Annotated in this window: 17 protein-coding genes, 6 tRNA genes and 2 pseudogenes; 7 read left to right on the forward strand and 18 right to left on the reverse strand. The window is 71.5% G+C overall.

Annotated elements, in window-relative coordinates:
- Positions 1-2: 2 nt before the first annotated feature.
- A complete protein-coding gene (locus AB0K15_RS42375) occupies positions 3-983 on the reverse strand; it encodes a PhnD/SsuA/transferrin family substrate-binding protein (RefSeq protein ID WP_364064945.1) in 981 nt (326 codons plus the stop codon).
- Positions 984-1,021: 38 nt separating this feature from the next.
- Positions 1,022-1,867, reverse strand: a complete 846-nt coding sequence (locus AB0K15_RS42380) for an ABC transporter permease (RefSeq protein ID WP_364064948.1) — start codon at positions 1,865-1,867, stop codon at positions 1,022-1,024.
- 260 nt (positions 1,868-2,127) lie between these two features.
- Here AB0K15_RS42380 and AB0K15_RS42385 point away from each other — a divergent pair, with 260 nt between their 5' ends.
- On the forward strand, positions 2,128-3,018 hold the full coding sequence (locus AB0K15_RS42385; protein WP_364064951.1) for a bifunctional helix-turn-helix transcriptional regulator/GNAT family N-acetyltransferase: 891 nt from the start codon (positions 2,128-2,130) through the stop codon (positions 3,016-3,018).
- 519 nt (positions 3,019-3,537) lie between these two features.
- On the opposite strand, the gene AB0K15_RS42390 is transcribed toward AB0K15_RS42385, so the two are convergent.
- From AB0K15_RS42390 to AB0K15_RS42420, 7 genes are all read right to left on the reverse strand, one after another.
- A tRNA-Asn gene (locus AB0K15_RS42390) sits at positions 3,538-3,610 on the reverse strand.
- Positions 3,611-3,624: 14 nt separating this feature from the next.
- Positions 3,625-3,698 (reverse strand) — tRNA-Lys (locus tag AB0K15_RS42395).
- A gap of 35 nt (positions 3,699-3,733) precedes the next feature.
- Positions 3,734-3,805 (reverse strand) — tRNA-Lys (locus AB0K15_RS42400).
- A gap of 34 nt (positions 3,806-3,839) precedes the next feature.
- Positions 3,840-3,911, reverse strand: a tRNA-Thr gene (locus tag AB0K15_RS42405).
- 14 nt (positions 3,912-3,925) lie between these two features.
- Positions 3,926-3,998, reverse strand: a tRNA-Gly gene (locus AB0K15_RS42410).
- Between the two features lie 69 nt (positions 3,999-4,067).
- Positions 4,068-4,140: transfer RNA gene (locus AB0K15_RS42415), tRNA-Trp, on the reverse strand.
- A gap of 86 nt (positions 4,141-4,226) precedes the next feature.
- On the reverse strand, positions 4,227-4,355 hold the full coding sequence (locus tag AB0K15_RS42420) for a hypothetical protein (protein ID WP_364064954.1): 129 nt from the start codon (positions 4,353-4,355) through the stop codon (positions 4,227-4,229).
- Positions 4,356-4,521: 166 nt separating this feature from the next.
- Between AB0K15_RS42420 and AB0K15_RS42425 the strand changes: the two genes are divergently transcribed.
- Together AB0K15_RS42425 and AB0K15_RS42430 are read left to right on the forward strand one after the other, a co-directional pair.
- Positions 4,522-4,869: a flavin reductase family protein gene (locus AB0K15_RS42425; protein ID WP_364064957.1), complete on the forward strand. Its 348-nt coding sequence runs from the start codon at positions 4,522-4,524 to the stop codon at positions 4,867-4,869.
- Between the two features lie 142 nt (positions 4,870-5,011).
- The gene (locus AB0K15_RS42430; RefSeq protein WP_364064961.1) at positions 5,012-5,779 is read left to right on the forward strand and encodes a 3,4-dihydroxy-2-butanone-4-phosphate synthase; all 768 of its coding nucleotides are present in this window, start codon (positions 5,012-5,014) and stop codon (positions 5,777-5,779) included.
- Here AB0K15_RS42430 and AB0K15_RS42435 read toward each other — a convergent pair.
- Positions 5,755-6,465, reverse strand: coding sequence for an SDR family oxidoreductase (locus AB0K15_RS42435; RefSeq protein WP_364064965.1), 711 nt, complete (start codon positions 6,463-6,465; stop codon positions 5,755-5,757). The genes AB0K15_RS42430 and AB0K15_RS42435 overlap by 25 nt on opposite strands.
- Positions 6,466-6,582: 117 nt before the next feature.
- Between AB0K15_RS42435 and AB0K15_RS42440 the strand changes: the two genes are divergently transcribed.
- Together AB0K15_RS42440 and sulP are read left to right on the forward strand one after the other, a co-directional pair.
- On the forward strand, positions 6,583-7,200 hold the full coding sequence (locus AB0K15_RS42440; RefSeq protein ID WP_364064968.1) for a TetR/AcrR family transcriptional regulator: 618 nt from the start codon (positions 6,583-6,585) through the stop codon (positions 7,198-7,200).
- Positions 7,201-7,329: 129 nt separating this feature from the next.
- Positions 7,330-9,066: a sulfate permease gene (gene sulP, locus AB0K15_RS42445; protein WP_364064971.1), complete on the forward strand. Its 1,737-nt coding sequence runs from the start codon at positions 7,330-7,332 to the stop codon at positions 9,064-9,066.
- On the opposite strand, the gene AB0K15_RS42450 is transcribed toward sulP, so the two are convergent.
- The 7 genes and pseudogenes from AB0K15_RS42450 to AB0K15_RS42480 all read right to left on the reverse strand — a co-directional run bounded on the left by AB0K15_RS42450 (position 9,023) and on the right by AB0K15_RS42480 (position 14,344).
- Positions 9,023-9,523, reverse strand: coding sequence for a hypothetical protein (locus AB0K15_RS42450; protein WP_364064974.1), 501 nt, complete (start codon positions 9,521-9,523; stop codon positions 9,023-9,025). The two genes, sulP and AB0K15_RS42450, sit on opposite strands and share 44 nt — an antisense overlap.
- 104 nt (positions 9,524-9,627) lie before the next feature.
- Positions 9,628-10,191, reverse strand: a complete 564-nt coding sequence (locus AB0K15_RS42455; RefSeq protein ID WP_364064977.1) for an SHOCT domain-containing protein — start codon at positions 10,189-10,191, stop codon at positions 9,628-9,630.
- A gap of 180 nt (positions 10,192-10,371) precedes the next feature.
- Entirely contained in the window at positions 10,372-10,932 is a 561-nt protein-coding gene (locus AB0K15_RS42460; RefSeq protein ID WP_364064980.1) for a TetR family transcriptional regulator, read from the reverse strand.
- A gap of 91 nt (positions 10,933-11,023) precedes the next feature.
- Positions 11,024-11,173: pseudogene (locus tag AB0K15_RS42465) on the reverse strand (ester cyclase); the annotation flags it as partial.
- Entirely contained in the window at positions 11,136-12,326 is a 1,191-nt protein-coding gene (locus AB0K15_RS42470) for an alpha/beta hydrolase fold domain-containing protein (protein ID WP_364064983.1), read from the reverse strand. The gene AB0K15_RS42470 and the pseudogene AB0K15_RS42465, both read right to left, overlap by 38 nt.
- A 22-nt stretch (positions 12,327-12,348) precedes the next feature.
- Positions 12,349-13,275 carry an oxidoreductase gene (locus AB0K15_RS42475; RefSeq protein ID WP_364064986.1) on the reverse strand — a complete coding sequence of 309 codons (927 nt, stop codon included), beginning with the start codon at positions 13,273-13,275 and terminating at the stop codon, positions 12,349-12,351.
- Positions 13,276-13,750: 475 nt separating this feature from the next.
- Positions 13,751-14,344, reverse strand: a complete 594-nt coding sequence (locus tag AB0K15_RS42480) for a TetR/AcrR family transcriptional regulator (protein ID WP_364064989.1) — start codon at positions 14,342-14,344, stop codon at positions 13,751-13,753.
- A 148-nt stretch (positions 14,345-14,492) separates the two neighbouring features.
- Here AB0K15_RS42480 and AB0K15_RS42485 point away from each other — a divergent pair, with 148 nt between their 5' ends.
- Positions 14,493-15,059, forward strand: a complete 567-nt coding sequence (locus tag AB0K15_RS42485; RefSeq protein ID WP_364064992.1) for a hypothetical protein — start codon at positions 14,493-14,495, stop codon at positions 15,057-15,059.
- 106 nt (positions 15,060-15,165) lie between these two features.
- Positions 15,166-18,267, forward strand: a complete 3,102-nt coding sequence (locus AB0K15_RS42490) for a discoidin domain-containing protein (RefSeq protein WP_364064995.1) — start codon at positions 15,166-15,168, stop codon at positions 18,265-18,267.
- A 22-nt stretch (positions 18,268-18,289) separates the two neighbouring features.
- Here AB0K15_RS42490 and AB0K15_RS42495 read toward each other — a convergent pair.
- Positions 18,290-18,396: pseudogene (locus AB0K15_RS42495) on the reverse strand (alpha/beta hydrolase); the annotation flags it as partial.

The raw sequence follows: 18,396 nt of genomic DNA on the forward strand, positions 1-18,396 counted from the left end.
GGCTACTTCGCGGGCAGCAGGCTGTAGTCGAAGATGTCCTGAGTGGACGGAACCGGATCGGTCAGGAACCCGGTGCGCACCAGCAGGTCCGTCGAGGACTTCACGACCGCGTCCTCGGCCTTGAGGCCGTCGGGCACGCTCTTGATGGCCTCGGTGACGATCGTCTTGAGGTCGGCGTCGCTGATCTTGTAGCCCTGCTTCTTCATCCACGTCGTGGCCTGGTCCGGGTTCGCCTTGGCCTGCGTCGACGCCTCGTCCATCGCGGCGAGGAAGGACTTCATGAGGTCCTGGTGCCCGGAAACCCAGTCCTGGTCGGCCATCGCGACGATGTCGACGTAGTGGTAGTCCGGCTCCTGCCACAGGACCTTGAACTTCCCGGTCCGCAGCAGCTGCAGCGTGTCGGGCTGGCTCGTCATGCCGGCGACGACCTGGCCGCCGTTGAGCTCGGCCTGCATCGTCGCGCCGGCACCGCCGCTGACGACGGTCAGGTCCTTCTTCGGGTTCAGTCCGGCGTCCAGCGCCGCCTTCTGCATCTCGGTGTCCGACAGCGTGCCCGGCGCGGTCACGGCCACCTTCTTGCCGGCGAGGTCCTTGACCGAGGCGATGTCGTTGCGGGCGACCATCAGGTAGGAGAAGCGGTCGTTGGCCACGGCGTAGGCGCGCATCTTCACGCCCTTCTTCTGCGCCAGCACGACGTGCCCGATGTCGCCCATGAACACGTCGGCGCTGCCGCCGATGAGGGCGTTGGTGGCCGTGGAGCCGCTGGTGACGCACATGGGCTTGATCGTGATGCCCTTCTGCGCCGCGATCCCGCTGTTCTGCGCGAGCTCGGCGGCGATGGGGGCCAGGCCGCTGCAGAACAGCTCGACCCGGATCGTCTTGGTGTCGCCGCCGCTGCCGGCCGACGAGCTGCCGCACGCGGTGGCGGTCGCGGCCAGGGCGAGCGCGGCCACGGTGGCCGTGATGCGGGAGAGGATGGTCATCGGTGGTGTCCTCATCTGTGTGGTGGTCGCAGCGGTCCTCAGCGGGTGGCGCGGTGACGCAGGACCCGTCGCTCGACGAGCGCGACGAGCTGTTCGGCGAGCATGGCGATCACCGTGATGATCACCAGGCCCGCGAAGACTCCGGTGGTGTCGAGCACGTTGGCGGCGTAACCCATGTAGTAGCCCAGCCCCTGGCTCGCGCCGACGAGCTCGGCGATCACCGCGCCGATCAGCGCCAGCGCGATCGACAGCCGCAGGCTGGTCAGGATCCAGGGCGCGATCGAGGGGAGGATGGCCCACCGCAGCCGGGCCGTCCACGGCGCGCGGAAGCTGCGCGTCATCTCGATCAGATCGGGCTCGATGCCGCGCATGCCCTGGTAGGTGTTGTAGAAGGCGACGAACACGACCATGGTCACGACCATGAAGATCTTCGACTCCAGGCCGATGCCGAACCACACGATGAACAGCGGCGCGAGCGCCACGCGCGGCAGGCTGTAGAGCGCCATGATGTACGGGTAGAACCAGCGTCCGACGGTTTTCGACGGCGCGATCAGCACGCCCAGCGCCACGCCGATCACCATGCCGATCGCCAGCCCGGCGAAGGTCTCCGCCAGCGTGGTCCCCAGGTCCGGCCACAGCGTGCCGCCGCTGACCAGCTCGACGATGCGCTGCACGATCAGCCACGGGCTGCTGACCGTGAACGCTCCGAAGACCTCCCCGGCCAGCTGCCACAGCACGATGATCAGCACGCCGACGCCCCACTGCCCGCCGCGGACCACCCAGCGGTGGCGCCGGTCGGCCCGCCGGTCGCGGTCGTCCTGGGAGTCCACCGGTCCGTCACGCTCGGTTCGTCCGGCCGGGCCGTCGACACGGTTCGCCACCATCCGCTGCCTCCTCAGACGTCAGACGTCTGACGGACCATAGGAGCCGGTCCGGGCGGGCACAAGGGTTCTCAGGGGGTGGGACCGGGGCTTGCGTTTGTTCGGTTGTGTGCTGGTCAGGGTGGTTGTCCACTGTGGATGTCCGGGGCCCCGGCCGGGTCCGGGTGCGTAACCCGAGGTCCTATCCCTTTGCCGTGGCACCGCGCCCGGCCTCGCCGAAGCCGGACTTGTCAGCCGCAGATTTCTCTGACTATGGTCAGAGAATGGGGGAGCAGATCGAAGCCGTCCGGCGGTTCAACCGAGTCGTGACCCAGCGGGTGGGCGCGCTGGAGGATGCGTACCTGTCGCGCGAGCGCTCGCTCGGGCTTTCGCGGCTGCTGTGGGAGATCGGGCCGGACGGGTCGGAGATCCGGGTGTTGCGCGCCCGCCTGGGTCTGGACTCCGGCTACGTGAGCCGTCAGCTTCGGCTGCTGGAGTCGCAGGGACTGGTGACCACGGATCCGGGCGACCACGACGGGCGGGTGCGCACCGCGAACCTCACCCCTGCCGGCCTCGCCGAGCGCGACGTGCTCGATCACGCGTCGGACGAGCTGGCCGCGTCGATGCTGGAACCGCTGACCGTCGCGCAGCGGGAACGCCTGGTGAGCGCCATGGCCGAGGTCGAGAAGCTGGTCACGGCATCACTCGTCCGCATCGAGATCACCGACCCGCGCAGCCCCGAAGCCCGGTACTGCCTCCGGTCCTACTTCGACGAGCTCGGCCGCCGCTTCGACGCGGGCTTCGACCCGGCGCGGAGCATTTCGGCCGGCGATGGCGAGATGACACTGCCCTCGGGTCTGCTGCTCGTGGCCGCTCTCCAGGGCTCGCCAGTGGGCTGCGGCGCCCTCAAGCTCCACACCGGCACCGGGATCGCCGAGATCAAGCGCATGTGGGTCTCCCCGGCCGTCCGGGGGCTGGGGGTGGGCCGGCGGCTCCTCGATTCCCTGGCGCAGCAGGCCTCCTCACGCGGCCTGCACACGTTGCGGCTGGAGACGAACAAGGCGCTCGTCGAAGCCCGGCGCCTCTACGAGACCGCGGGGTTCGCCGAAGTCGACGCGTTCAACGACGAGTCCTACGCCCACCACTGGTTCGAGCGAGACCTCCGGCAGGACTGACCGCGCCCCCGCGTTTCCGGACTCGGGTTGCCCACCGTGACTGCTGTGGGCTTGGTTGCCCAGTTCGCCCGCCGTCAACATGGTCGACGCGGGCACGGCGACGGCACCGAGGCACCGGCTCGCGAGGGCCGTGGTGAACAGCTCCAGCTTGTCGCCCAAACTGGTCGACCGCGTTGAACGTGGTGGGTGTGACGGAGTCAGCCGCCATCGCGCCAGCCTTGGGTTTGCAGAACGTTGTGCCGGGTCGAAGTGTGGGTTCGACCCTGGAGACCCCGAACGTCGACAAAGCGGTAAAGCCGGGTGTGGCTTGCGGGGTCCGCTGGTCACCCCCGTCCTCGGCGGCCGCGAACCACGGCCCGTGTCCTTCGGTGTCGTCCCGCCGGGGGATCGAACCCGGTGTGCGGAGTGGAAGACGTGGGTGTCGAACCCACCGCGGCGATCTTGCAACGATCGTCTGCGCTCCGGCGCGTCTCCCCGGGGCGTGTCCGGGGGTCCACAGGGGACACTGGGCACGACGAGCTCCCCTGCCAGGACTCGAACCTGGTACCTCCCGAGTAACAGTCGGGTGCGCAGCCTGTTGCGCCTCAGGGGAAAGAGCCGGGGGAGTGGGCCGCCAGGGAGTCGAACCCCGAACCCGCCGAGTAAAAGTCGGCTGCTCTGCGCGATTGAGCTAGCGGCCCTCGCGCCGCGGGCCTGGTGAGCCCGTGGTGCGAAGTGGATCGCCGGGGAGTCGAACCCCGAACCCGCCGAGTAAGAGTCGGCTGCTCTGCCGTTGAGCCAGCGATCCGGAAAGAGGGGAGGGCGCGCCCTCCGTGATCACGAGCCTCTTCCGGGACTCGAACCCGGTCCTTCCGTTTACGAGACGGGTGCTCTGCCTGGCGAGCTGAAGAGGCGAACCACCGCTGCGAGCGGCCGGAGGGCATCGAACCCTCTGCTTCGGTTTGGAAGACCGACGTGTCCGCCGAGTTCACCACGACCGCGCGAGGTGAAAAATGTGTTCTTTTGTTGTGAAATTTTCAATGAACACGCCCCTGAAACGAGGCGTGAAGCACCGGTGGAAGGAGTCGAACCTTCGGCGAACGGTTTTGGAGACCGCCGCGCTCTCTCCGGAAGCTCACCGGCAGATCGATCACGAGTACGCGAAAAAGAGAAAGCCGCCCGGATCGGTTTCCCGATGGGCGGCTCCCTCGACCTGGCGTGGTGTCATGTCAGAGTGGGGAGCCGGCGACAATGCCGTTGGTGGTCCAGGCGCAGGGTTTCCGGCCGGACGAACGCACGGCGACGATCGCGGCGGCCGGATTCCGGCGCTGCGTCCCCCGCTCCCGCGTGTTCGTCATGACCTGCCCCTTCGTTCGCTGGTGTGCACCCATCTTCTCCGGCGGGCCCGCGGACGTCAAACTTGTTTTTTCCGCGCGGTGGGCCGCGGATATGCCCGGCGCGTATGCCGCGAGCGCGAACGGGCATTCGACAGGAAACCGCGGCGGGACGAGCATCGCCGGAAGGATGCCGTGGCGCGGAACTGCGCGCCATCGCGGGAAAGGAACCCGTGACGGATATCGAGCCGAACCCGCCCTCTGCGAAAGACCCCACCCCGGAGGTCCCGGTCGTGAAGTCCTGCGAGCGCCGCGGGGTGGTCTTCCGGCTGCCCCTGAACCGGGGAACCCCGTCCTGGCCGGGAGCCTCGTGTGGCTCGACTGCGAGATCGACGCCGGGCACGAGGCGGGCGACCACCACCTCGTCGTCGGCCACGTGCTGGAGATGAGCTCGCCGGACGCGCACGACGGCGCCGAGCCGCTGCTGTTCTACCGCGGTGGTTTCCACCGCATCGCCTCGAAGCCCGCTGCCGGATGAGCGACCCGGTTGTGGAGAGTCCGCCTCTCCACAACCGGGTGTCACGAAGGAAGACGACGATGACACAGCAGCTTTCACCCGGGCACCGGGCCGGCGCCGCGAGCGTCGAGGAGGCCGCCGCCGCGATCGCGGCCGGCCGGTGGTGCCGGCGGGCACGCACGACGACCTCGTGTTCGCCGCGCAGGACGCGACGCCGCACCTGGTTTCCTTGTCCGGCCGGTACACCGACGGGTTCGTCTGCGTCGCCCTGCCGGACGAGGACTGCGACCGTCTCGGGTTCCTATGTATCCCGGCGCGTCGGCGTGCGGAGGAGAAGCCGTCGCCGTCACGGTCGACGCCCGCCGGCGGTACGGCCGGCATCTCCGCGGCCGACCGGGCCCGCACGATCCGGCTGCTCGCCGATCCCGCCGCCACGCCGGCCGGTTTCACCCGGCCCGGCCACGTCGTGCCCATCCGGACGGCCCGCGAAGGCACCCCGCACCGCACCGGCCGCGGCGAGGCCGCCCTCGCGCTGCTGCGGCTCGCGGGCAAGCGGGAAGCCGCGGTGCTCAGCGCCATCGTGTCGCAACGGGAGGCGGGTGACCTGGCCGGTACGGAGGAACTGGCGTCGTTCGCCGCCGCGCACGGCCTGCTCGTCGTTTCGGCGGCCGACGTGCCGGCTCCCGGAATGGCGGCTCAGCCGCTGTGCCCCACTGCGGGCACGCGGCGTGATTCCCGCGTGCGCGCCGGTCCTCGTCGCCGCGCGTCACGGGGACCCGTCCGCGCCGGCGTCGAAGTCCACGACCGCGCCCGGGCCGAAAGGCGCGAGCGTGATCCGCCGGTGGTGAGGTGCGTGGTGCCAACGACGTCGGGCCGCTGCTCGAACGGCCAGAACGCGGCTGGGGGTCAGGCCCGGGCGACCTGCGGGTAGAGGACTTCGACGCCCTGGGCGAGTCCGGCCTTGACCTGCCGGGTGAACTGGTCCGCGACCACCTCCAGCCGCCCCTGCGCGACGCCGTCGAGGGCGATCCGGGCGACCTCGGCCGGGTCCGCTTTCTCGACGTCGTCGAGGTCGGCGATCAGGTCGGTGTCCAGGTAGCCGACGTGCAGGCTGCTCACCTGGGTGCCCTGCCCGGCCAGCTCCACGCGCAGGGAATTGGTGACCGACCACTCGGCGGCCTTGGCGGCGCAGTAGGCCGCCCAGTGGGGGACCGACGCCCACGACAGCACCGACAGCACGTTGAGGATCGCCCCTCCGCCGTTGCGGGCCAGGGCCGGCGCTAAGGCGCGGGTCACGGCGAGGGTGCCGAGTACGTGGGTCTCGTACTCGAGGCGGTAGGCGTCGAGGTCGCCGTCGAGGACGCCGGTCGACGTCAGGATCCCGGCGTTGTTGATCAGCAGCGTCACGTCCGGCGCCTGCTCCGCGGCGGCGGCGACCGAGGCGTGGTCGGTGATGTCGAGCGCGATCGGGACGGCGCCCGCGTTCGTGACGGTGCGCGGGTCGCGGGCCGCCGCGTACACCTTGCTCGCGCCGGCGTCGAGCAGCGCGCGGACGAACTGCGCGCCGAGGCCGCGGTTGCCGCCGGTCACGAAGGCGACGGATCCGTTGACAGTCATGGTCGGGCTTCTTCCTCATCGGGTAAGCGAAGATCAGAAACCGATCAGTTTCTGAGGCGGCGCCAACGTAAACCGGTTGGTTTCTCGTGTCAACCCTCGCGAGGTAGCCTGAATGCCATGAGCACCGAAACCGCCGCGCCCGACGCGAAGGCCGGAGTCTCGGACAACGCCGTCCGGGAGTCCCAGCGCGAGCGGCTCCTGCGTGCCGCGATCGAGCTCTTCTACCGCGACGGCGTGGCCGTCGGCGCCAACGCGCTGTGCCGGCGCGCGGGGATCTCCAAGAAGTCGATGTACGAGCTGTTCGACAGCAAAGACGCCCTGCTCGAAGCCGCACTGCGCCGCCGCATCGACGACGACGCGGCCTTCCTGTTGCCGCCCCCCGGTTTCGGCTCCGGCCCCCGCGCGCGGCTGTTGCACGTGTTCGAGCAGCTGGAAGCCTTCGCGAGCTCACCCGCCTACCGAGGGTGCGCCTACCTCGCGACACAGCTCGAACTGAAAGACCCCGCCCACCCCGCCAGTGCCGCGGCCGCTCGCCTCAAAGAGGAGTACCTCGAAGGCTTCTTCCGCGCCGAAGCCGAGCGCGGCAACGCCACCGACCCCGACTTCCTCACCCGCCAGCTCGCCGTCCTCTACGACGGGGCCAGCAGCCGCGCCGGCGTCGGCGCCGACGACCTGCGCGGCCTGGCCGTCGCCACCGCGCGAACCCTCCTGGACGCGGCCGGCGTCACGGACTGATCGTCCTCGGCGGACGATCTCCACTGTGGACGGAGTTCGCGCACTGGCTCCTCCTCCGCAGGCGAGGGCGGACACCGGTGGCGTGGTTACCATCGCGGGAACGGGGTGTCGGCAGAAGGGATCGGCGCCATGGTCCAGTGGATCCCCGGTCTGCGGATGGTGCGGACCTACCGGCGCCAGTGGCTGGTCAAGGACGTGGTGGCGGGTCTCGTCCTGACCACGCTCCTGGTGCCGCAAGGCATGGCGTACGCGGAGCTCGCCGGCTTGCCCGCGATCACCGGTCTGTACACGTCCATCCTGTGCCTGCTGGGTTACGCGGTGTTCGGGCCGTCGCGGATCCTCGTCCTGGGGCCCGACTCGTCGCTCGGGCCGATGATCGCCGCGACCGTTCTGCCGCTGGTGGCGGCGGACGGGGACCCGGCACGGGCCGTCGCGCTGGCGTCGATGCTGGCGATCATGGTCGCGGTGATCATGATCGTCGCCTCGGTCGCGAAGCTCGGGTTCATCGCCGACCTCATCTCGAAGCCCACGATGATCGGGTACCTCAACGGGCTGGCTCTGACCATCGTGGTCGGCCAGCTGCCCAAGCTGTGCGGGTTCAGCGTCGACGCGGACGGGCTCATCGCCGAAATCGGCGCGGTGGCCCGGGCGATCGCGGGCGGCGAGGTGGTCGGCGCGGCCGCGGCGGTGGGCCTCGGCGCGCTCGTGCTGATCTTGGTGCTGCAGCGCTGGGTGCGCAAAGTCCCCGGGATCCTGGTCGTCGTCGTGCTCGCGCTCATCGCGGTCCCCCTGTTCGACCTGGCCGAGCACGGCGTGCAGGTGGTCGGCGTTCTTCCGGCGGGGTTTCCTCCGCTGACGTTCCCGCACGTGGGGTTCGCCGATCTCGCGCCACTGCTGGCCGGCGCGGTGGGCATCGCGGTGGTGTCGCTGGCGGACACGATCTCCACGGCTTCGGCCTTCGCCGCCCGCACCGGGCAGGAGGTCCACGGCAACCAGGAGATGGCGGGCATCGGGGTGGCGAACCTGGCGGCCGGGCTCTTCCAGGGGTTTCCGGTCAGTACCAGTGGCTCGCGGACCGCGGTCGCCCAGCAGGCGGGAGCGCGCACCCAGCTGACGGGGGTCGTCGGCGCCGTGCTGATCATCGTGATGATCGTGGCGGCGCCCGGGCTGTTCCGGAACCTGCCACAGCCGGTACTGGCCGCGATCGTCATCACCGCGGCGCTGTCGCTGTCCGACGTGCCCGGGACGGTGCGGCTGTGGCGGCAGCGCAAGACCGAGTTCCTGCTCTCGGCCGCCGCGCTGGCCGGAGTCGCCCTGCTCGGCGTGCTGCCCGGCATCGCGATCGCCGTGGGGCTGTCGATCCTGAACGTGTTCCGGCACGTGTGGCTGCCCTACCACACGATTCTCGGGCAGGTCGAGGGTCTGCGCGGCTTCCACGACGTCCGGTCCTACCCGCACGCACTGCGGCTTCCGGGCCTGGTGATCTTCCGGTTCGACGCGCCGCTGATGTTCGCCAACGCCAAGACCTTCCGCGCCGAGATCCGCCGGCTGGCCTCGGCGAGCCCCGCCCCCCGCTGGATTGTCGTGGCCGCGGAGCCGGTGACCGATGTGGACACGACCGCGGCCGACATGCTTCGCGAGCTCGACGACGAGCTCAACGCCCGCGACATCCACCTGGTCATGGCCGAGGTCAAGGACCCGGTGCGGCGCAAGATCGACCGGTACGAGCTGACCCGCAGCATCGACCCCGCGCATTTCTACCCCACTGTCGGCGCCGCCGTGGCGGCGTTCCGTGGGGAAACGGGTGCCGGCTGGGTGCCCTTCAATGCAGGTGAACGAGAATCAGGTTCTTCAAAAGGATCATGACGACACCGAGCAGTCCCGCCGCGCAGGTCGTCCCGATCAGCGCCGCGCCGCGTAGCCGGGCCACCCTCGCCGCGGACCACGCGTGGTAGGTCAGGACCACCACCGCCACGGCCAGGCCGGTGTTGGCCGCGGCGCCGGGGGAGGCGCCGGCGAGCCGGGCCAGCAGGAGCGCGGCGATCGGGCCGAACGAGGCCGTCACCATGGGCCACGTGGCCCGCAGCTCCGCGGCGATCCGCGCCCGGCTCGGCAGCTTGCCGTCCTCGACTTCCTGGCCCAGCAGCTCCGCGTACTCCTCGGCCGTCCAGTAGACCAGCAGCGTGACCACGACCGCGATCGCCAGCGGCAGGGTGGAGAGCTGTCCGCCGACGGCGGTCAGGATGGCCGCGGTGACGATCACCCCGTAGATGCCCGCGGCCCGGCGCCGTCCCGCGCTTCGGTCACCCACCTGCTCGGCCACGCCCACCTCCGCCTGCTCCGCGCCGGAAACCGGCTCTCTCCGTCTCCGCGCACGAGGCGGCCCCGCCGGCCTCGGCCTGCCGGCGGGGCCTGGCCGGCCCACGCTCACCGAGCGAGTGCCTTGGCCTTCAGGGATTCGTACTCCTCCGCGTTGATGGCGCCGGTGTCGAGGAGCTTTTTCGCGTCGGCGATCTGGTCGGCGGCGCCCTTGTCACCGTTGCCGGCGACCGAACGGACGTAGTCGTCGAACTGCTTCTGGGTAGAGGCCGCCTCGGACCGACGGCGTTCGCCCATGTGCTTGCCCTGCGCGATGAGGTAGATCAGCACGCCGACGAACGGCAGCACCAGGACGAACACGGTCCAGCCCGCCTTGCCCCAGCCGGAGACGTCCGAGCGGTGGAAGAGGTCGCCGAAGATCACGATGAGCATCCAGAACCAGACCACCCAGCCGAAGAACACCAGCATGGTCCAGATCACGTCCAGGAACGGGTAGTCCGATTGAGCCAGTGCCATCACGCCTCCGATGCTCGACACCCGCACGACCGGGACGTCCGTCCACAACGGACCGGCGACCAGGTCGAGCGGCTCCAAGCCGTGTCCCCCGGCCTGCCCCGGACGCGGGTTCTGCCCGCGAGAGCCGCCGTACGCGGTCATCGGCAGCGTGGCCATCGACCGTCCGCGCGACATCACCCGGCGGAGGTGAAATCCGGCGCCGGGATCGGTTCCCCGGCGCCGTCGGGCGGCGCTCACCGCGTCGGCCGATTCGGGTGCGGCGGTACCCGCGTGCCGTCCCGGCCCGGCGCGGATTTTCCTCCACAGTGGACTGACAGTGGTTCGCCGACCCCGCCGTCAGTGTGCCGGGGCCACCAGCTGCCGGACGGTGTCGGTGACGAGGCGGCGGCGTTCGGGTTCCGGGACGAGACCGCGGACGTCCTCGCCCTGGTTCTGCCACATGTTCGCGACGGTCAGCACCAGGGCGAGCAGCTCGCCGGGTGTCCGCTGACCGGTCACCGTGCCGCGGCGCTGCGCGTCCTCGATCGCCGCGGTTTTGTCGGTCATGGACTGGGCCACGACGGGCCGGATGCCGCCACGCTCGAGCTGGTACCAGGTGATGAAGCGCATCACGTCCGGGTGCCGCAGGCCCGCGTCGTAGAGCTGCCCCGCGTACCCGGGCAGGTCGTCCGCGTCGATCGGGATCCCGGAGACGACCTGCTCGACGATGGCGTCGTAGACCGCTTCGTACAGCCCTTCTTTGCCGTCGTAGAAGGAATACACGAGCCCGGCGCTGACCCCGGCGCGGGCGGCGATGCGCTCCACGCGGGCGCCGCCGATGCCGTGCTCGGCGAACTCGGCGAGCGCGCCGTCCAGCAGCTGCCGGCGCTTGCTCTCGGGGTCTCGGGTCCGTGCCATGCCGTGATCCTAATGAATGTTCATTCGTGCTGAGCTGCCGCAGCAGGCCGAGCATGTCCTCGCCGAACCACGCCTCGGCGATCTTGCCCGCCCGCACGGTGTAGATGCCGATCCCGAACCAGGTGACGTGGCGCCCGGTCGCGGCCACACCGAGGAACGGCCCGGTGTGGGTGCCGCTGTTGGTGAACCGGAGCACGACCGTGTCACCGTCGACGAGGGTGTCCTGCACGGTCAGGTGCATGCCGGTGAAGGCGCCCGCCGATCGCGGCGCGCAGGGCCGCCTGGTACGCCTCGATGCCGTGGAGGTCACCGGCGCTGCCGGCGTGCCACGCGAGGTCGTCGTGCCAGAGCTCGCCGACCACGTCGAGGTCGCCGCCGTTGACGACCTCGGTGACGAACCGGTGCACGACCGCCGCCGGGCCGGGTGCGGTGCGACCGGGTTCGAGGAGGTCGTTGAGCCACGCGATGGCGCTGTCGAGGGCGACGTCTCCGAGCGGGGTGGCCAAGTCGGTGAACGCGTGCGGGGCTTCGGGCCAGATCTCCAGCCGCGCGACGCGGCCGGCGAGCCGGAGGCGGGCGGCGAGCAGGATCGCGTCGTCGCGCAGCGGGTCGAGGTCGCCGACGGTCAGCAGGGCGGGCGGGAACCCGGTGAGGTCGGCCGGCGCCGGGGACAGCTGCGGGGCGCGCCGCTGCTCCGGCGTGTGGCCGGGGAGGGCGAGGTCGGGCAGGCCGTCGATCCAGGACCGGGTGAGCACGAGGCTGTCTTCGGTGGCCGCGGCGGCGCTGGGGGACAGGCCCAGGTCGTAGATGCCGCAGTCGAGGTACGCGCCGGCGAACGCGCCGAACGCGGGGTCGCCGGCGTCGCGCAGGGCCAGCAGCGTCGCGGCGGCGAGGTGCGCGCCGGCGGAGATGCCGCCGATCAGCAGCCGTCCGGTGCCGAACTCCGCGGTCGCGTGCCGGGCGAGCCAGCGGGCGACGGCGACGGTCTCCTCGATCTGCTCGGGGATGGTGGCCTCGGGCGCCAGCCGGTACTCCGGGCTGACCACGATCGTGCCGGTCGCGCGGGCGAGGCGGTCGTTGACGAGGTCGTCGTCTCCGGTGCTCCGGCGGCCCAGCCGCCGCCGTGGATGCGGTAGAGGACCGCGCGTAGCTCGGGCGGCGTGAACACGCGCAGCCGCAGGGGGCCGGCGGGTCCGTCGACGTGGAGTTCGGTCGGGCTCAGATCGGTCAGGCCGGGGTTGTGGGCGGTGCCGGCACGCAGGGCTGCGAGCCCTTCGGGGGTCCGCACGTCCGGGGTGGGGCATCTTCGCGAGCACGGCGTTCACCTCGCGCTGGGCCTCGAGGAGAGCGGGGGCGACGTCCTGCAGGCGGAGGTCGAAGGTCGGATCGGGCATGGGATCAGGTCCTTTCTGGAGATCAGAGGGCGAAGGTGACGCCGGTGAGGCGTTCGCTCTCGGCCCAGAGACGGGCGCCTTCGGCCGGGTCGTCGGCGCCGCGGGGGAGCTTGACCGGCTTCGGGGTGCCGGAGGTCTGGTCGCGGCCGGCGGGGCCGTAGAAGGCGCCGCTGAGAACTTCGGGGCTGGTCGCGACGTACAGCGACGGCCAGGCCGCACCCTCGGGGGAACCCATGGCCACCGTGCGGAGCACCGCGATCATCGCCCGCGAGAGCGCGTCTTCGGAGCGGCGCTGCAGGTTGGTCACGGCCGAGCCGGGGTGCACCGACACCGCGCGCAGAGCGGTACCGGCCAGCCGCCGGGACAGCTCCTGGGTGAAGACGACGTTGGCGCGCTTGGACTTCGCGTATGCGCTCATCGCGCCGTAGCGCCGCACGCTCATCAGGTCGTCGAGCCGGCCGGAGCGCCACGTCGCGGCGATCGCGCTGACGGTGACCACCCGCGCGGCCTCGGCGCGGCGCAGCGCGGGCAGCAGCCCGGCGGTGAGGGCGAAGTGCCCGAGGTGGTTGGTGCCAACGGTCAGCTCGAACCCGTCCGAGGTCGTGCGCCGCTCCGGCACGTTCATCACGCCGGCGTTGTTGAAGAGCAGGTCGATCGTCTCGGTGTCCGCCAGCCGCCCGGACGTCTCGGCGATCGAGGCCAGGGAGCCCAGATCCAGCACGACGGTGTCCAGCCGCGCGGTGGGCTGGTCGCTGCGCAGGGCGGCGACGGCTTCGTCGAGCTTCTCCTGGCTGCGTCCGGCCAGGAGGACGCGCGCGCCGTGGCGAGTCAGCACGCGCGCGGTCTCGAGGCCGATCCCGCTGTTGCCACCGGTCACGAGCGCGACGCGGTCGCGCAGGTCACCGATCCGATCGGGGGTCCAGTGGGCCGGGGCGAGGGTGCTGGTCATGTCTGCCTCCGATAATGAATATTCATTTAGTAAGACGATGACACGGCTGCGCCCGGACGTCAATGAATGTTCATTCAATAGTGGCGGCGCTCACCGCCGTCCCGCGCCGGCGGACCGAGGGCGGTGGTGCGCACCCGAGCTGTGATCGGGCGAGCCGGGCCGCCGGACGTGCGTGGGTGCGGATTTCCGCAGGTGTTGAGGGCGGAACCCGCGGTGGACGGTGTCGCTGATTCCCCGTGGTGTCGGGTTCCTGGGTGACGCGGATACGGGGGGAGCCGGTTGGTCGTGGCGCCGGTGTGGGCGCTGGTCCGGTCACCGTGGGCTCACGCCTTGGTGGCGTCAACGTCGCGGCGCGGCTGGTCGTGGAGTTTCGGACCGAAGCTGTTCGCCGGCTACCGCAGCCCGGGTTCCGGTACTCGCGGCACAGCAACACCCCGGCCCGCCGCTTCCCGAACCCGACGGGGCTCCGCGGGACCTACGAAGCCCGGCCGGGCTTCCTCGGTGGCACGACCGGGGTGTCCCGGTACTTCAGGAGTCCCTCGACGCCGAGGCGGAAGGTTTCGCACACCGGCGCCGGGTCGGTGAGGCAGCCCGCGGCCATCGCGCCGTCGCGCAGCATGACGAAGTGCCTCGCGGCCGGCTCGGGTGCCGTTTCGCCGGCCTGCGCAAGCAGCTCGGTGACGACGTCCAGGAACCACTGCCGGTGGGTGAGCACGGCTTGGTGGACGGGGTGCGCGGGGTCGGGGTACTCCGCGACGGCGTTGAGGAAGGCGCAGCCGCGGAACCCGGGCGTGCGGATGCCGTCGGCGATCGACTCGGCGACCGCGCGGACGGCGTCGGCCCCGGAGGTCTTGCCGGTGCGGGCGGTCTCCACGTCGGCACGAATCGCCTGGTCGGCCGCCGTCAGGTACGCGACCAGCAGGTCGTCCTTGCTCGGGAAGTGGCGGTAGAGCGTGGCGCGGGTGACGCCCGCGTCGGCGATGACCCGGTCGATGCCGACCGAGTGGAGACCCTCCGAATAGAACAGCCGGCTCGCCGAAGCGAGCAGCCGGGCTCGTGCTTCGGACACTTCGCCGTCCACCTCTCGTCGTTGGTTCCCACGGTAGCAGATAGAACGGTCGGTCTTGACGGCTCGGCTTCGCGCTGCCATAGTCCTCGCAGCGAGATAGAACGATCTGTCTACCTGGCGGCGCAGCCCCGCGACGAAGGAGAACCCCATGAGCACCAGCACCGTGCCGGCCACTGCGGGCATCGCGAAATCCTTGCGGCGCCTGTACTTCATCCGCTTCGCGTTCGCCGTGGTCTGGGCCGCGCTGCTGTTCACCACCGGCGCGAGCCTCGGGCCGGCCGCCGTCACGCTGCTCGTGGTCTACCCGCTGTTCGACGTGGCCGCAGCCGTCGTCGATGCCCGCTCGGCGAAGAGCGGCAAGCCGGTCGCGGGCCTGTACGTGAACGTGGTGATCAGCCTGCTCGCCGCCGTGGGCCTGGCCGTCGCGGCCTCGTCGGGCATCCCCGCCGTCCTCGGCGTGTGGGGCGCCTGGGCGATCGTGGCCGGTCTCGTGCAGCTCGGCGTCGGCCTCCTGCGCCGCGCCCTGGGCGGCCAGTGGCCCGTGATCCTCAGCGGCGGGATCTCCGTCGTGGCCGGCGCTTCGTTCGTTCTGCAGGCCACAAAGGACAGTGCGTCTCTCACGACCCTCGCCGGCTACGCCACCCTGGGCGGCATCTTCTTCCTCGTCTCCGCCCTGCGGCTGGGGCGCGCCGCGAACGGCTCCGACGCGGGCTGAGTTGTCCTGAATCGGACGGGTTTCCCGTCGGGCGTTGCCTGCCTGCCGTCTCGGCAAGCAGAATCGGCGCCGACGCGATGACAAGGTTGTCAACGAGGGGGCGAACATGGCGCTCAGGCGGCGCGCGGTGCTTCAGGGACTCGGCGCGGGCGGGCTCGCGCTGGTGAGCGCGGGCCTGGTGACCCCGGCGGCGGGGGCCGGCGTCCCGGCCCCGGCGAGTGGGGGAGCGCCCGACGACGTCGCCGCGACCTACCTGCGCGTGCTGCTGCGCCACACCCGCTGGGCCGAGCAGCAGTTCGACGCGGCGGCCGGCATCTACCCGGCGAAGGACTTCACGTTCGCCGTGGTCCTGGGCAACGCCGTCCTGCTGACCCGCGACGGGTACGACGCGGCGGTGACGGGCGTCGACCGCGAGGTGCTGCACCGGCACACCGTCGACACCATCCGGCACTTCGCGGCGAGCAACCTCGTCACCGGCGGCACCGAGTGGGGCCGCCGGCTGTTCTTCGACACCACGTTCCAGTCCTACTTCCAGCTGGCCGGCCGGCTGCTCTGGCAGGACCTCGACGCCGCCACGCGCGCGAACCTCGACGAGATCGCGGCCGGTCAGGCCGCCTACACCGCGGCGCTCGGCACCGGCGACGACCCGCTGTCCGGTGACTGGACGCCGAACGGCCTCGCCGGCGGGCACGTCGGCGACACCAAGCTGGAGGAGATGGGCGTGTACGCCCAGGCCCTCGCCCCGGGGATGGCCTGGGCCGCGAAGGATCCCCGCGCCGCGCAGTGGCGCGAGTGGTTCGGGCGGTGGAGCCGCAACGAGACCGCGTTGCCCGCGGCGGACCTCGCGAACCCGCGTGTCGTCGACGGCGTGCCGATCTCGGCCAACACGGCGGAGAACCTCTACGACACCTTCCTGGTGGAGAACCACGGCTCCTTCGGCCCGCACTACCAGGAAGAGCTGTGGCGGACCTCCGGCCGCAACGCGATGCACTTCCTGCTCGCCGGGCAGCCGCTGCCGGAGGTGCTCACCGCGCAGCCCAACGGCGAGCTGCTGTGGCGCACGATGCTGCTGATGGCCAGCGACGCGGGCGAACCCCTGATGCCGATGGTCGCCGATCGTGAGCACCTGTACGGCCGTGACGTCATCCCGCTGGCGTTCCGCGCGCAGGTGCTCGGCGACCGCTACGCCGCACGCGCCGAGGCGCAGCTGGCCCAGCGGCTCGAGCCGTACCAGGCCTACGCCCCGGCGGACCGCGTCACGAAGTTCTCGGGCGAGCCCAAGTACGAGCCGGAGGCGCGCGCGGAGATCGCGATCAGCTACCTGCTGCACGAATGGCGCGCGGACCACGGTGGCCCGGTGCGTCCGGTGAGCCAGGCGGAGTTCGACGCGCACGCCGTCGGCGTCGCGGACTTCGGCGACGGGCCCGGGCTGCTCGCGCACCGCAGCCCGGCCGCGTGGGCCGCGGCGGTGAGCAAGCCGGGGTTCACGAAGTTCGCGTGGCAGCCGCACCACGACGACTGGCTGTTCACCGTCAGCGGCGCCACGCCGATGTTGCTCCCGTCCACGGCGCTGACCGTGCGGGAACGGCACACCACGACGTGGACGAAGGTCCGCGACGGCTTCGACGCGAGCGCCGCGGTGTGGGAGTTCGACCAGGGCCGCGCCGGTTTCGCGACCCTGCCGACGGGCGCGGCGGTCTACGCCAGCACCGGTCTGGGCGCGGGCGAGGGCGTGATGTCGGTGTACAACCTCGCCATGCCCGGCGTGCCGGGGCTGACCGGAGAACGGACCTACCGCACCGCCGAAGGCGCCGTGACCGTTCCCGTCGCGCCGGCGCCGCCGTCCGGCGGTGGGCGAACCGACGACGTGACCTTCCCCGCGGTGACGGCCCGGTACGTGCGGATCCTCGGCGTGCAGCCGGATCCGACGTACGGGTACTCGGTGTGGTCGTTCGAAGCCCGCGACGGCGCGTCGGGCCCGGACCTCGCCCGCGCGGCCACAGCTTCGGCTTCCTCGGCTTCGCCGGGCAAGGAGGCGAAGTACGCGAACGACGGCGACGTGACTACGCGCTGGGCCGTCTCCGTCGCCGACCGCCCGCGCGCCGACAGCTGGCTCGCCCTCGATTTCGGTGCGCCACAACGGTTCGACCGCGTTCGCGTGGTCTGGGAGGCCGCCGCCGGCCGCCGCTACCGCGTGGAGACCTCGGCCGACGGCACCACCTGGACCGCGGCCGGCACCTACCCGCTGCCGGCGGTGAGCACGACCGGCGGCTGGCTCGACGTCGACGGCCGCGCCGGGTTCGTCGTGTCCGGCTCACCGCATCCGGCCACCGTCACCGGCGACCGGATCGTGCTGTCCGACGGCGATTCCGCGCCTCTGCACGTCGAATGCCACCCGGACCCGCGCGACCTGCCCGCCGCGGTGCGCGCGCCCCGCCCGGCGGCGAGTTCCGCGGCACTGCGGGTTTCCGTGCTCGACGGGCACCTCGTGCTGTTCAACCTCGCCGCCGCGGCGACGTCGGGAACCCTCACCCTGCCGGCCTCGGACGGCGCCGCCGCGCTCTACCGGGGCGACCAGGTGCTCACCACGAGCGGCACCACGGTCCAGGTCTCCGCCTCGCCCGCCGAAGCCCGCGTCGAACCGGCGCGCTTCACCGTGCGCGGGGTGGGCCGGGACCTGCCCGCCGGTGTGCGCGCGACCGTCGTGGACGCCGCCACCCTCCGGCTGACCGCCGACCGCTCCGTGGTTCTCTCCGTGCAGCCGGCCGGCGAGCCCTGGCGGCCCGTGGTCCTGCCCGCCCGGCACCCGGTGACGGTCACCGCCCACCGCACCCGCCCGTACCCCTTGCCGGACCTGGCCCTGGGCGCGGTCGTCTTCCCCGCCGAACCCCTCCCGCCCGGCATGACCACCCCCACCGCCGCCGTCGACGACGACCCGCGCACCTCGTGGCACCCGGGCCCCGACGGCCGCCTCGTCCTCGACCTCGGCGGACCCCACCCCGTCACCACCGCCGAACTGACCTGGACCGGCGGCCGCCTGCCCGCCTTCACGGTCGAGACCAGCACCGACGGCCGCACCTACACCACCGCACGAACCCCGGCCGCGCGCCGCACGACGACGGTCCCGCTCACCGGCACGGCGCGCTACGTCGCCGTTCGCGTCACCGGCAACCCGACGGCAAGCCTGACGCGGCTCACCGTGCGGTGACCCGGCGAGCCGCCTCGCGCGCTCAGGACCGGAAGAACTCCAGGAGATCCGCGTTGATGGTCGTGGCCTTGGTGGTCGGCATGCCGTGCGGGAAGCCCGGGTAGATCTTCAACGTGGCGTTCTGCAGGA

It is taken from the genome of Amycolatopsis sp. NPDC049253 (assembly GCF_040678995.1).
Lineage (GTDB): Bacteria > Actinomycetota > Actinomycetes > Mycobacteriales > Pseudonocardiaceae > Amycolatopsis.

Excerpts from the sequence above, each read along its gene's own strand:
- AB0K15_RS42380 (WP_364064948.1), bottom strand. The coding sequence starts at position 1,867 with ATGGTGGCGAACCGTGTCGACGGCCCGGCCGGACGAACCGAGCGTGAC.
- AB0K15_RS42385 (WP_364064951.1), top strand. The coding sequence starts at position 2,128 with ATGGGGGAGCAGATCGAAGCCGTCCGGCGGTTCAACCGAGTCGTGACC.
- AB0K15_RS42440 (WP_364064968.1), top strand. The coding sequence starts at position 6,583 with ATGAGCACCGAAACCGCCGCGCCCGACGCGAAGGCCGGAGTCTCGGAC.
- AB0K15_RS42420 (WP_364064954.1), bottom strand. The coding sequence starts at position 4,355 with ATGACGAACACGCGGGAGCGGGGGACGCAGCGCCGGAATCCGGCCGCC.
- AB0K15_RS42460 (WP_364064980.1), bottom strand. The coding sequence starts at position 10,932 with ATGGCACGGACCCGAGACCCCGAGAGCAAGCGCCGGCAGCTGCTGGAC.
- AB0K15_RS42375 (WP_364064945.1), bottom strand. The coding sequence starts at position 983 with ATGACCATCCTCTCCCGCATCACGGCCACCGTGGCCGCGCTCGCCCTG.
- AB0K15_RS42475 (WP_364064986.1), bottom strand. The coding sequence starts at position 13,275 with ATGACCAGCACCCTCGCCCCGGCCCACTGGACCCCCGATCGGATCGGT.
- AB0K15_RS42435 (WP_364064965.1), bottom strand. The coding sequence starts at position 6,465 with ATGACTGTCAACGGATCCGTCGCCTTCGTGACCGGCGGCAACCGCGGC.
- AB0K15_RS42425 (WP_364064957.1), top strand. The coding sequence starts at position 4,522 with ATGCCGTGGCGCGGAACTGCGCGCCATCGCGGGAAAGGAACCCGTGAC.
- AB0K15_RS42470 (WP_364064983.1), bottom strand. The coding sequence starts at position 12,326 with ATGCCCGATCCGACCTTCGACCTCCGCCTGCAGGACGTCGCCCCCGCT.
- AB0K15_RS42485 (WP_364064992.1), top strand. The coding sequence starts at position 14,493 with ATGAGCACCAGCACCGTGCCGGCCACTGCGGGCATCGCGAAATCCTTG.
- AB0K15_RS42455 (WP_364064977.1), bottom strand. The coding sequence starts at position 10,191 with ATGGCCACGCTGCCGATGACCGCGTACGGCGGCTCTCGCGGGCAGAAC.
- AB0K15_RS42490 (WP_364064995.1), top strand. The coding sequence starts at position 15,166 with ATGGCGCTCAGGCGGCGCGCGGTGCTTCAGGGACTCGGCGCGGGCGGG.
- sulP (WP_364064971.1), top strand. The coding sequence starts at position 7,330 with ATGGTCCAGTGGATCCCCGGTCTGCGGATGGTGCGGACCTACCGGCGC.